This window comes from Bacteroides sp. AF32-8BH (assembly GCF_003435205.1).
GTDB classification, from domain to species: Bacteria; Bacteroidota; Bacteroidia; order Bacteroidales; family Bacteroidaceae; genus Bacteroides; species Bacteroides ovatus.
In genome coordinates, this window is the sequence record NZ_QVLZ01000002.1 from 263343 (window position 1) to 276558 (window position 13216).

Consider the following 13216-nt stretch of genomic DNA (forward strand, 5'->3'; position numbering starts at 1 on the left):
TCAATTCTCAACTTTCAATTTACTAAGTCTGCTTTCAATCATGCTTTCAATATCGTCATTCCCTTGATAATTCTGTTGCAGACTTAGCAGATATTGGCGTGCGTCCAGATCTTTACCCGTAGCATGATAGACGTCGGATAGAAGGATAAAACTGCGCGCTAGCCAATAAGCATGTGGCGTACTCTGTTCTATATAGTTGAGCAACTCTTTCTCTGCAGCGGCATATTCTTTTGCGTCGTAGAGGGATTGTGCAACCTGATATTTAGCTTCGGCACCGTAAGAGTTACGTGTGTCTTTGGCCAGTTCACGATAGTCTTCCATTGCTTTCTTGTCAGCCTTTTGCTTGGTATAGGCTTTAGCACGGTAATAAAGAGCTTCATTTCTTAGCTCCGGACTAAGTTTGGCTTCTGCAAGCAGGTCGGTAGCTGCATGGATGGTTTCTATGTCATCTCGCAATAGGAAGGCGCAACGCAGAATACCCGTTTCAGCAAGTTGGCGGCGCTCTACGTTGGTTGCTTTTTCTTTCAGCATTTTGTAGCTAGCCAATGCTTCAGCCATATTTTGCTGGTTGAATTGCACTTCAGCACGCAAGATCAGTGCTTCTTCTGCAAACGGATTGTTAGGATATTCCAGCAGTTTACCGGAATGGAGAAGAATCATATCATAATTTTTCTGCTCGTTTCCGATCAGGCAGAGATAATAATGTGCGTTCAGGCTGAAGGCTCCTTCCGGGAAAGTTTGCAGGTATTTGTTGAGGCTTGTTTTGGCTTCTTCCATTCTGCCTCGTGCATAAATCTTTTCTGCGGCGGCATACGTAAGCGAGTCTTGTTCGTTAGCATCGAAACGGATGTGTCCTGGCATGGCATTTGCTAAAGCAGCAAATTCGTCGATGCGGTTGAGATCCACATAAATAGATTTCAAATCACGCATGGCAAGGCGGGCTTCTTCACTACCCGGATATTTTTCGATAACCTGTTTGTAGGCTTCGATTGCTTGGTTGTAATCTCCTTTTTGGTAATATAATAATCCGATTTCGGCGGCAGCTTTCCTGCTGACCGGACTTTCAGGATATTTAGTAAGTAATTCTTTGAAAGAAGTAATGGCTTGATTGTTGTTGTCCATCAAAACATAGGAACGCCCTTTCTCGTAAATAGCGTTTACGGCATAAGGAGAAGCAGGGTACTTTCCTACCAGACGGTTCAGCAAGGTAATCTTACCGGTATAGTCTTTCTGCAGACCGGATACAAGAGCCAGCTGATAGAAAGAATAGTCTCCGGAAGAAGTATTCATCTGTTCGGCTTGCGAATAATACTGTTTGGCTTCTTCAAAGTTACGTACATGCAGGTGGCAGTCACCAATACGATTGTATGCATCGGCAAGTGCGGTTGCATTTTCACCTTTCTCCAGTTGAACGTATTTTTGGAAATAATTGCTTGCTTGCGTATAGTCTTTCCGGTGGAAAGCGATATACCCTAAGTTATAATTGGCAAGCGCATACATTTCGTTATTGGGTTGGGTGGTGAGTTGCAGATAAGCATTAAAATCACGTGCGGCTTCTACCATTCGGCTTAGACGGTAATAGGATTCTCCACACCAATAGTAAGCGTCTGCCTTGGTCTGACGATTGTATTGTCCGATGGCAATGGATTGGTTTAGATATTTCAGAGCTTGTTCGAAGTCGGCGTTAGCGAAAGATTGAGTTCCTAATTGGAACAGTATCTTCTGTTTGGCTTCCAATATTTGCGCGCTTGGTTTGGCAATCCGGTCGATTGATTTCAAAGCTGCATCGTAGCTACGTGTATTCATGTAAACTTCTACCAGGTAGCTGCTGACTTTTTCAGCGTAAGGAGAAGTCGGAAATTCATTCAGGAATTTCTCGAAGGCAGTAACAGATTCACCGAAAGCGGAGAAAGAAGTCTCGTGCAGGCAAAGAGCGTAATTGTAAGCTGCCTGTTCCTTGATTTGCATATTAGCATTGGAGGCGGCTGCCTGTTCAAAAGCCATGCGTGCTTTGTTTTTCTCTGCCAGTTGCAGATAAGAGAGTCCCATGTGGAGATATGCATTTTGGGTAAGGGCATCGTTGTCAGTTGTCACCTTACCTAATGTTTCGGCTGCTTTGGAGTAGACTTTTGTTTGGTAGTAGGAGAGACCCAGCATATAAAGGGCATCGCGGCGGGGAGCCGAGCGATCCTTATTCAGGTAATTGTTGAATGCTTCTACGGCTTGGTGATATTGTCCGAAATGGTAATAGGCATCTCCCAGAATACGGTACATTTCTGCAGCGTGCTCGTTGTTCGGGTAGGCTGACAGGTAGTTTTGTGCTACAATTTGTGCCTTATCATAGTTTTTGAGCTGCGTATAAATTTCGGCTATGTAATAAGGGACGAGTGCTTTGTACTTCGAGTCGTCCTGTAAGGGAAGGAAACCTTTCAATGCTTCACTATAACGTTTTTGTGTATAGCGGATGTAGGAAAGATAGTAATCACAATCTTTGGCGTATTTGGGGCTGTTGGCACGCAAAGTTTCAAACCAGATGGCTGCTTCTCTTAGATTATCGGTTTTCAGATAACAGGTAGCCAGTTGGTAGGTGCAGTCGTCCCGTTCTTCATTACCTAACAAATCGAGGTCGGCAGAGTTGAAAAGTGCCAGTGCTTCATCATATTTTCCTTCGTAGAAATAGCAGGAGGCTAACAGCGCATAAATACGGTTAGCGTATGGAGTATCAGGATAACGGTCAAGGTATTTGCGGAGGAGTTCGATGCGGTTTTTGTCTTTCAGTTCGTAAGCCGAACTGACTAGCATATATTCTGCGTCCTGAAGAAGGCTGGCTACAGGCTTTTGTTTTACAAATGCTTTCAATGCCGGCAGAGCAGCTGCATAATTCTTTTCTTGGAAAAGTTCTTTCCCTTCTTTATAAAGGTTGTCAGTCGAAGTGAACTTGTCACCTGTCTGGGCAAATCCTATAATGGGCGTGCAGCAGATGGCGGCACAAATGAGTCTAGTAATTTCTTTTTTCATAATCGGGTGTTTATGCAAAAGTACTACATATCTTTCAATGAGAATCCTTTGAAAGTTATTTTATAATCATTTAATTCTTTATGTAAAGTTTCTCCTTTCTTTTCCAATGCCGGGATACTTATTTTTCTCGGATTTCTTTTTACTTCTCCGATAAGTGCTGTTTTGTTAAACCGCTTGAGGGCGATCAGGTCTATTTCATTTTCTCCGTTTTTGTCCCAATAGTTACCTACGTCGGTAACTTCCTCTTCTTCAGCGATAAGTTCACGGAAATATTTTTCTAACAATAGGCCGCTGTATTGTTCATAGTTCTTTTCTACATATTCTATCAGTAAATGGTTTTTCCCCATTTCTAGTACTGCGTTGTTTGAGAAAATAAAGCGAAACCAGAATCGTAGAAAATTGTCTTGCAGGCAATAACGGGTAGCACGACTATTAGGTTTAGCGAACATCGGTTTCACTTTTTTGATTAATGAATATTCATCCTCAAGGTTGGCTAAATAGGAACCGGTGTTTTTATTGATGATGGAATCAATCTCTCGTTGTGTTGTTTTTCCTTCTGCAATGAGAGATAGGATAGAAAAATAATTGGCATAGTCTTTCCCGAACTCGGAAATCAACATGTCTTTGCCTTCTGTCAGAAATGGTGAGCCTTCGGAAAGCGCATAATTTATCATGGCAGTTTTATTAAATGCTTTCGCTTCCATCAATAGGGTGATGTATTTGGCTACTCCACCTGTCAGCAAATACAAGCAAAGCAAATCTTCCGATGTGAATTTGGGGGCATGGTCTGCTAGAATCTCTTTGATAACGGTGGTGGTGAATGGATGCAGAGCAATTCGGGCGGTAAGGCGTCCGTATAGTGGCTCCTTGCGGTCTTCGAATATTCTTTTCATCATTGAATAAACGGAACCGCATACAATGAAATTGATTTTGGAAGTCGCGTGATATTGGTCCCAAATACGTTGTATGTCACTGACGATAGACGGATTGATATAGAGAAATTCTTGAAATTCGTCAATGATTAATGTGAAATTTTCCTTTTGGGAATGTTGCATCAGCAGTTCAAAGAGCTGTGCGAACTCTCTGATTTCTCCATAGATACGAATGCCAAGCGTTTCCTGAATGACAGGTTGATATTGTGCGCAAAGCAGGACTTCACTCTTTCTTGCTACAAATATATATACGAATCGGGTGTCTTTGACAGACTCTAAGAGTAGAGCTGTTTTTCCGATTCGTCGGCGTCCGGTCATTACAGTAAAGCAAGCGCTCGTTTGTGATTGCTTTTTAGCTGCATACAGTATCGCCATTTCTTTCTTTCGGTCGTAGAACTTCATATTATTGCTATCTTAATGGCGGTTAATTTAATGACCATTAAATTAATGGTGGTTACAAAGATAACACAATATGTTGTATTTTGTTCATTTATAGTAATATAATATGATTGTTTAAGATTATGTGATAAATTACTTTGATCTATTTGGTTGAGATGAACTTCTATTTTACAAATACATCAATTGGCTACTGAAAAATGGCCCATCTTAAGAAAAGGAATATTTAAACGAGAATAAAAGGCGTAATTACTGGGAGGGATTGAGAAATATAAAAAAACGCAGAGATTTGTAGGTGCGAAATTCTTTCTTTTTGTTATAGGAGATGTTTGTCGATTAAATTGTAATGCTTTTCTTCTTTTTCACTTGTTGTGTAAACTGAAATGTGGTTAGAAACTGGCATTTTGTTGTTTGTTGCCTTTTCGATATTTGTGATGAAATAGAAGAAAAACGGTCTTAATTTTCCCTTATTTGTCTTCCTCACCGAGCAAAAGCTGCTTCGTCGGTGAGAAAGGAAGCGTTCCTCGGTGGGGAAGAACTCCTTGGTTTTAAACCAACGAATCTTTTCTTGATAGAAAAAGATGCATATTCGACTTGAATTTATACGGTATTAGCCTGTGATTTTGCATACAGTTGCATGTTTTTATGCATTTTATTCTCCAGATCATTATTTTTTTATCTGATGTTTTGGAGGAATATCTTAAAAATGGGACATAACTATAGATGAAATACTCTCAATCTATCAGGCTGATGAGATTATCTTAGCGGCATTGAGCTAGAAACAAGCTAAGTCCGCGACGGATAGAATCCAACCCAAAATCTTCCGGATGAATCTCGGAGAGAGGTAGGAAGAAAGAATCTGCTACATCATCCATGGCGGAGAAATGGCTCATGTCTTCTACGGTGCAGAGAAAAAACATATCAAGTGTGTGTACAGGAAAACCTGAATAGACATAAATATTGGGAAGTGAAAACTGGTAAATAGCTTTTTTTACCTTCAATCCGGTTTCTTCCAGCACTTCACGGGCTACGCCTTCTTCACCTGTCTCGTTCATATCGATAAATCCTCCGGGAAGGTCGAGAGTTCCCTTTGCCGGCTCTTTAGCACGCCGGCAGACAAGCAGTTCATTTTTCTCATTCAAGATGAGTGCTACTGTGGCGGCAGAAGGATTGAAATAATAGACAAAGCCGCAATCTGCACATTTTTTAGATTTCTCGTTGTTAATCTCAAAATGAGAGGAACCACATTTAGGGCAATATAAGAATTGGTCAAGAGGATGTTCCATAATCGTATATATTTTCCAGTTTTTTTGTTTATGCATGCAAAGGTATAAAATGCTTTTATTAATTTCATCTATCACCGCATAGAAATATTCGATTGGGCTTTTTTTGCAAAGGCGGGGTTTCTGCCTTTATCTTTGCATCAGAAACAAAAAACAAAACGTTGTTTCTGATGTTATAAGTCAAATCAATTAATAACAATAAAAGCAATAAAGATTATGGAACCAATTTTAAATTCTCAACTTCCTGAATTCAGCGTTCAGGCTTTTCACAACGGAGCTTTCAAGACTGTAACCAACAATGACCTGAAAGGTAAATGGGCGATTCTTTTCTTCTATCCTGCTGACTTTACTTTCGTATGTCCTACTGAATTGGTGGATATGGCTGAAAAGTACGATCAGTTCAAGGCGATGGGTGTAGAGATCTATTCGGTAAGTACTGACTCTCATTTCGTGCACAAAGCTTGGCATGATGCTTCTGAAAGTATTCGCAAGATTCAATATCCGATGTTGGCAGACCCGACTGGCGCTTTGAGCCGTGCACTGGGTGTATATATCGAAGAAGAGGGTATGGCTTATCGCGGTACATTCGTTGTCAATCCGGAAGGAAAGATTAAAGTGGTGGAACTGAATGATAACAATATTGGCCGTGATGCAAGTGAATTGCTTCGTAAGGTGGAAGCTGCACAGTTTGTAGCCAGCCATGACGGAGAAGTTTGCCCGGCTAAATGGAAGAAGGGTGAGTCTACCCTGAAACCAAGCATTGACCTGGTAGGTAAGATTTGATAGATCTTGATAATGGTGATTATGGGAGGCCGGTAACGAGAGACGCTGCCGGCCTTTCTTTTAAAAAAATGAAAGGAAAAAGATATGTTAGAATCTGCATTAAAAGAACAACTAAAGGGTATTTTTGCTGGGCTGGAGGCAAACTTTACTTTTGATATATCCGTATCATCCAGCCACGAAAACAAAACAGAATTATTGGAGTTGCTGGGAGATGTAGCGGATTGTTCCGATCATATCACTTGCTCGGTGAATGAGGGAGAAGCATTGAAGTTTACTTTATTAAAGAATAGTGATCGTACCGGAATCACATTCCGGGGTATTCCTAACGGACATGAGTTCACATCATTGCTTTTGGCTATCCTGAATCTGGACGGCAAAGGAAAGAACTTTCCCGATGAGGCCGTTTGCAACCGTGTGAAAGCACTGAAAGGCCCGATACATCTGACCACTTATGTTTCGTTGACTTGTACGAACTGCCCTGACGTAGTGCAGGCTCTGAATGCAATGACTACTTTGAATCCGGCTATTACGCATGAAATGGTAGACGGTGCGCTTTATCAGGATGAAGTAGATGCACTGAAGATACAAGGAGTACCCTCTGTCTTTGCAGATGGAAAATTGCTTCATGTAGGCCGTGGTGAATTTGGCGAATTGCTTGCCAAGTTGGAAGATCAATATGGTATTGACGAAACCAAAGCGAATGCAGAGGTGAAAGAATATGATGTGATTGTAGTCGGTGGAGGACCTGCAGGAGTATCAGCAGCTATTTATTCTGCCCGTAAAGGACTCCGTGTAGCTATCGTGGCCGAGCGTGTTGGCGGACAGGTAAAAGAAACGGTGGGTATTGAAAATCTAATTTCTGTTCCGGAAACGACAGGAAATGAACTTGCCGATAATCTGAAAACTCACTTGTTGCGTTATCCGGTGGATTTGCTGGAGCATCGTAAAGTAGAAAAAGTAGAAGTGGTTGGAAAACAAAAGCAGATCACTACCTCTGTTGGGGAGAAATTCCTGGCTCCGGCACTGATTATTGCAACTGGTGCAAGCTGGCGTAAACTGAATGTTCCGGGAGAAGCGGAGTATATCGGTCGTGGTGTCGCTTTCTGTCCTCATTGTGATGGGCCGTTTTATAAAGGAAAGCATGTAGCGGTAGTAGGTGGTGGAAATTCCGGCATTGAGGCAGCCATTGACTTGGCCGGTATCTGCTCCAAAGTCACTGTTTTTGAATTTATGGATGAGTTGAAAGCGGACAGTGTACTTCAAGAGCGACTTAAATCATTGCCGAATGTGGAAGTGTTTGCAAGTTCACAGACTACGGAAGTGATAGGAAATGGTGATAAACTGACTGCCCTGCGCATCAAAGATCGCAAAACGGAAGAAGAACGTTTGGTTGAGTTGGATGGTGTATTTGTACAAATTGGGCTTTCTGCGAATAGCAGTGTATTCCGCGACATAGTGGAAACCAACCGTCTGGGCGAAATCATGATTGATGCACATTGCCGTACGAATGTGACGGGTATCTATGCAGCCGGAGATGTTTCTACGGTTCCTTATAAGCAAATTATTATCTCTATGGGCGAAGGAGCGAAAGCTGCGCTTTCTGCATTTGACGATAGAGTGAGAGGGATTATCTGATTGATGTATTCAGATATAAAAAGCACATAAACAAAACATTAGCAAGAGGAGAAATGACTCCTCTAAAAAATACCCCCGTTACAGATTTGTAGCGAGGGCTATTTTATATTTAGAGAGCATGACCTTCATCAACTGCTCTATCCTGCGCATTGAGACAAATGTTCATGAATATCCGAGAAAGTGAAATGAACGTTGTTCTCATGGTATGTAATTGGGGGGATTTTAAGAAATGTGTACTAAGTTCATTTATTTAGTCATGATATGTATATCTGACGAAATCAAACAATCCGGAATTTTCCTGCTGTGCCGGTTGTTCTCCAATAAATTTAAGATTCTCTACACTGCAAAAAATATGGAATGCAATGTCTTTCCCAAATTCCAGTTGAAGTTCATGTTTAGGTTCGTTGTCTATTAACCAGGTGATGTAATAGTTCCCGTTTTTTAATGTCAGATCAATTTCGAACAGATGCCATCCGGTCTTGATTACTACAGGAACGGAAGAAAAAGGATATGCCTGCGATGTCATATAAGCAATCATTTCGTTGGGAGCTGCATTTAACTCCTTGCGAACTGTGTCTTTACCATATCCGACTTCAAAATCCAATTCATGTTGGTCGTCATGGTATATCCACGAACCCACGCTACATTGATCTCCTATTCCCATTTGCGGGATATGAGTACGCCAGGTATATCTTCCTGTTGTATAAATCCGTTCTACAGTATGAACCTTTTTCCGATCCACCGAGTTAGCTCGGGTAAAGATCCGTAAGTAGCCATTCTCTAATATGCATTGATTATCCGGGTTGTTATCCTGATGTCCGTATTTCCATCCATCCAGATTGTTGAAGTTCCATTCTTTGTTTGGCGGATTTTTAGTACTGATGTCATTGGTCTGTTGCTGTGCAAAGCAAAGGCCGCAAATGCATATTAGTAACAGAGTTAAATAGTAGTTTCTCATAATAATTGAATTTAAGTGTATTCGTTTTCTATCAATTGCTTGCTGCAAAAGTAGTCGAATACCTTATTCTACTCATCAGATTTTAGTCATTTCAAATCATGAAACGTCCAAATCTGCACTGGAAATCTTAATCGCTCTGTTCCGGGAAGTATAATTTCTATATAAATGATAAACTAAAGTGCTGAATCTATTCTGATTGTTGTTGGGTGGAACCATGTTGTGCTCTGAATTGAGAAGGAGTCATTCCTTTCATTTCTTTAAATAACGTACTGAAATATCGTTGATAAGTGAAACCTACCTGCTCTGATATTTCAGTAATGCTCATGTCAGACTGAATTAAAAGAATGATTGCTTTGTCGATTCTTCTACGATTGATATAATCGTTTGCTCCCATGCCGGTCAGTTCCTTGATCTTATTATATAAGGATGTCCGGCTCATAGCCATTTGAGCAGTCAGGAATTTTACGTCCAGATCTGGTTGAGACAGATTCTGATCGATCATTTCATTCAATTTAATCATAAATTGTTCATCCGCATTGCTGAAAGTAGCCTCTTGCGGAGACAGAATGAATTGATTGCCCCTGTATCTGGATTTAATATATTCACGATTTCTCATCTGGTTCTGGATCACGCTAAGGAGCATTTCCATTTCAAATGGTTTGGGCAAATAGGCATCGGCTCCTAATTTGTATCCTAACATCTGGCTTTCAGAATCGGCTCTGGCGGTAAGTAGAATAACAGGGATATGGCTAATATTCAGATTCTCTTTAATTTCCTTGCATAGCTGATAGCCATTCATTTGTGGCATCATTACATCACTTACTATAATGTCCGGTTGCTGTTGCTTAATAACTTCCAGCGCTACTAATCCATTTTCTGCCTGATAGATCTTCTTGAATTTATCCTTAAGAGCATTTTTTAAGAATTCCCTTAAGTCCTGTTTATCTTCTACAATCAACAGTGAGTATCCTTGTAGAGAGAAAGCTCCGGATTCTATTTTCTCTTCTTCCTCCGGAGAACTTAAAAGTTCGTTGAGGTAGGAATGTTGAGGACATGATACTTCTTGTTCTTGTAGATTAGCCGGTATTTCATAAAAGAATGTGGCCCCTCTGTCTTCATTATTGAAAGCCCCCATCCTGCCTCCATGCAGGTCAATCAACATTTTAGCATAAGATAAACCGATACCACTTCCTCCCTCATTATGTTTGCCTTGGTAGAAACGGGTAAAGAGCTTCTTTATATCTACATTATCCAATCCAATTCCCTGGTCTTGTACGTGTACTTGTATACTTTCATTTGTACGGATGGTTTTTATAACAATACGAGTCTGATTAGGACTATATTTCAAAGCATTCATAATCAGATTGGAAAGAACAACTTTGCATTTAGTGTCATCATACGCGATAGATTGTATACTGTCGTCAAAGTCGTATGTAATTTCAATTTCTTTGGCTTTAGATGCAGTTTGAAATGTTTCTGCCACTTCCTGTATCCACTTGTGTAAAGGATGCGAAGAGATGTGTAGCACTTCCTGTCCTACCTCCATTTTGCGTGCATCAAGCACAATGTTGATAATATCTTTCATCTGATTCGCCTGTTTGAATGCTCCCTGTAGATATTCCGGTAGCTCGTCTTGCTTCACCTCTTTATTTAGAATTCGTTTCAGGGAAGCATAGATGAGTGTCAAAGGGGTACGTAGCTCATGGCTGATATTGATTAAGAAGCGTATTTTCTCTTCATATATCTTCTTCTCATGTTCCCGCATCTCACGTTTCAGCCGATTTTCTTTTTTTCTTATCAAACTAAAGAAGACCACTCCTGCCACTAAAAATGCAAAGAAAATGCATAGTATAATAAACCAGATAGATTTCCACCAAGGAGGTGAGACTATAATAGTTAAGATCTCTATCGGCTGGCTCCATTCACCGTTGGAGGTGTCGCAGGATACGCTGATGGTATATTCTCCTGATGCTAATGTACCCAATTCGAGTGTCTGGAGATAACTCTCGATCACCATTTTGTCTTTTCCTGTGATGACATACCGGAAAAGGTGTTTTCGGAAGGAGTTCTTTTCGTCAGCAATCACTTTAATGTTGAACGATGAATGATTCCAGGGAATCGAAATACAGTTATTATTAACCTGTTTCAGAGTTGATTTACCATTCAGTTTTACTTCAAGTAGCTTGAGAATAGGAGACGAATTACTTTCGAAAATAATATTCGTATTAATGCGTACCAGTCCCATAGTACCTCCCATATACAGATTGGGAGTACGAAGAGCAGGAATAGGGGTAAATATCAATTCATTGGAAGGAACTCCATCGGATTCGTCCAGGATAACAAAACGTTTTTCGTTGATAATATACGCAAAGAACATGTTCTGCGCTCCTATCCAGACTTTTCCTTTTTTATCATAGGCAAGGCTGGATACACTGTTGAACAAGTTGGTATGTATTTTTTCTGTTTTTCCAGTCTGTTTATTATAGAAGAGCAGTCCGAAATTACTTCCTATCCAGAAGTTACCTTTATCATCCCGGCAGGCCGATGTGAAATCATCTCCCTCTTTCATATTGACTAATGAAGATAGTTCGTTAGTTTTGAAGTTTAGTTTAAACAGGTTATTGGTTCCCATTAGATACAGATGCGTATCGTCGGAATAAATTGCCTGCATAGCTATTTGGCGTTGAATGTCTATTTGGGGTGCGTAGAGAATAGATGTTTGCCGGGTATGCTTGTTGTAGATATAGACTTTTGCTCCTAATATGTAAATATTATCTTTTGTAGCATATAGATTTACCAAATCACCGGATGAAAATTCTCTTTTCGAAATAGAGTCATTGATAATGGGAAAAGGTTGCATCTGTGCGGTTCTCTTATTGAAGGTAAAGACCCCTTTATTAAAACATGATAATAAGAGCTCGTTTTCAGAAAAATCTGTGATAGAGGTAACTTTCTCTCCGTATGTAGTAGGGTAATGATGAAATGTATTCGTTTTTTGGTCAAATGAGTTGATACCTCCTCCGTCTGTTCCAATCCAGAGCAATGTATCCTTATCTTCAAAGATGCTAACCACGGTACGTTCGCTAACTCCATTGGGATTGTTCAGTGGAACATCTTTATAGGTTTTGATGAACACTTTCTTAATGGCGAATAATCCTCCGTGTATACTGCCTATCCATATATTGTCCATCTGATCTTTATAAAGCCGGTAGATAGAGTTATTCGGCAAGGATTGTTCATCATCGGAAATATGTTTAAGATAAGAGAACTTCATAGTCTGGAAGTCAAGTATGTTGATACCTCCTCCGTCAGTAGCTATCCAAAGTTGGTTGTCTTTTTCAAGAAAATCAAAAATGATATCGTTGTTGAGCCCGGAATTTTTGGTGGATAAACTGAAAAGCCTTTTCCCCTCTTTTGAGTAGCAGGCTATTCCTTTGCCATAGAATGATACCCAAAGCCGGTTTTGAGAGTCAACAAATATGGTGTTTATCTCGCGCTCTTTTACAAATGGACATCGATACATTTTCTTTTTTGTCAAGTCGTACATCCAAAGCCCGTCTTTTTTACTGCTGGTTATCAGCACATCGGGACTCCACTGAAAGATGCGATTGATACATTTTAACTTGTCTCCATCGATGTCGGGGAAGATCGTCGTAATACTTTTATCCGTTAGATTGTATTGGTATAAAGTTTCTTCTCCTCCAAACAGGAAATTGTCACCTATTTGAAGATAAGACCAAGCGTTAAATGGCTTCCCGTTATATTTCAATGGCTGAAACTGATTTTCTGCTTTATTGTAGATGGCAATTCCTTTATTGGTAGAAACATATAAATCGCCTAAACGATCCTCTGTAATAAAACGAATGAAATTGTCGGGCAATGAGTTGGGCTGCTCCCGGTCATGAAAATAACTTTTTAGTTCAGATTGGTCATAACTATTTAATCCCCATTTGGTACCTATCCATATGACTCCTTGATGATCTCTGTAAATGCACTGCACTCTTGATTGTGACAATCCCTGTTCCAAAGAAATTTGTCTGAAGTAGTAGTCTTGTTGTTCAGCCTTGGTAGAAAGAACAAAGAATAATATCCAGATTAGAAAAGAATACCTCTTTAGTACGTGTGCTTTTGACATAGTTATGTTCTTTTGATAGAGCAAATATAAAAGAAGTTATGAAACTGTACAATAGATTTCATCTTCTTTTGTCCAC

The 13216-nt window shown here is 40.2% G+C and carries 7 protein-coding genes; 2 read left to right on the top strand and 5 right to left on the bottom strand.

Going from position 1 to position 13216, the window contains the following annotated elements; translation table 11 throughout:
- The 3 genes from DWZ47_RS02355 to DWZ47_RS02365 form a co-directional block, all read right to left on the bottom strand.
- On the bottom strand, positions 1 to 3018 hold the full coding sequence (locus DWZ47_RS02355) for a tetratricopeptide repeat protein (RefSeq protein WP_117512219.1): 3018 nt from the start codon (positions 3016 to 3018) through the stop codon (positions 1 to 3).
- 23 nt (positions 3019 to 3041) lie between these two features.
- Positions 3042 to 4352: an ATP-binding protein gene (locus DWZ47_RS02360; RefSeq protein WP_004307889.1), complete on the bottom strand. Its 1311-nt coding sequence runs from the start codon at positions 4350 to 4352 to the stop codon at positions 3042 to 3044.
- A 755-nt stretch (positions 4353 to 5107) separates the two neighbouring features.
- The gene (locus DWZ47_RS02365; protein ID WP_008770568.1) at positions 5108 to 5632 is read right to left on the bottom strand and encodes an NUDIX hydrolase; all 525 of its coding nucleotides are present in this window, start codon (positions 5630 to 5632) and stop codon (positions 5108 to 5110) included.
- A gap of 213 nt (positions 5633 to 5845) precedes the next feature.
- Between DWZ47_RS02365 and ahpC the strand changes: the two genes are divergently transcribed.
- The gene (gene ahpC / locus DWZ47_RS02370; RefSeq protein WP_004307892.1) at positions 5846 to 6412 is read left to right on the top strand and encodes an alkyl hydroperoxide reductase subunit C; all 567 of its coding nucleotides are present in this window, start codon (positions 5846 to 5848) and stop codon (positions 6410 to 6412) included.
- Positions 6413 to 6496: 84 nt separating this feature from the next.
- The gene (ahpF, locus tag DWZ47_RS02375; protein WP_004307893.1) at positions 6497 to 8047 is read left to right on the top strand and encodes an alkyl hydroperoxide reductase subunit F; all 1551 of its coding nucleotides are present in this window, start codon (positions 6497 to 6499) and stop codon (positions 8045 to 8047) included.
- Positions 8048 to 8297: 250 nt separating this feature from the next.
- Here the strand turns inward: ahpF and DWZ47_RS02380 are convergent, their stop codons facing one another.
- Together DWZ47_RS02380 and DWZ47_RS02385 are read right to left on the bottom strand one after the other, a co-directional pair.
- Positions 8298 to 9005 (bottom strand): hypothetical protein, encoded by a 708-nt coding sequence (locus DWZ47_RS02380; RefSeq protein WP_004307894.1) that lies wholly within the window; start codon positions 9003 to 9005, stop codon positions 8298 to 8300.
- 187 nt (positions 9006 to 9192) lie between these two features.
- Positions 9193 to 13140 carry a two-component regulator propeller domain-containing protein gene (locus DWZ47_RS02385; protein WP_117512220.1) on the bottom strand — a complete coding sequence of 1316 codons (3948 nt, stop codon included), beginning with the start codon at positions 13138 to 13140 and terminating at the stop codon, positions 9193 to 9195.
- Positions 13141 to 13216: the final 76 nt, after the last annotated feature.

Excerpts from the sequence above, each read along its gene's own strand:
- DWZ47_RS02355 (WP_117512219.1), bottom strand. The coding sequence starts at position 3,018 with ATGAAAAAAGAAATTACTAGACTCATTTGTGCCGCCATCTGCTGCACG.
- DWZ47_RS02360 (WP_004307889.1), bottom strand. The coding sequence starts at position 4,352 with ATGAAGTTCTACGACCGAAAGAAAGAAATGGCGATACTGTATGCAGCT.
- DWZ47_RS02365 (WP_008770568.1), bottom strand. The coding sequence starts at position 5,632 with ATGGAACATCCTCTTGACCAATTCTTATATTGCCCTAAATGTGGTTCC.
- ahpC (WP_004307892.1), top strand. The coding sequence starts at position 5,846 with ATGGAACCAATTTTAAATTCTCAACTTCCTGAATTCAGCGTTCAGGCT.
- ahpF (WP_004307893.1), top strand. The coding sequence starts at position 6,497 with ATGTTAGAATCTGCATTAAAAGAACAACTAAAGGGTATTTTTGCTGGG.
- DWZ47_RS02380 (WP_004307894.1), bottom strand. The coding sequence starts at position 9,005 with ATGAGAAACTACTATTTAACTCTGTTACTAATATGCATTTGCGGCCTT.
- DWZ47_RS02385 (WP_117512220.1), bottom strand. The coding sequence starts at position 13,140 with ATGTCAAAAGCACACGTACTAAAGAGGTATTCTTTTCTAATCTGGATA.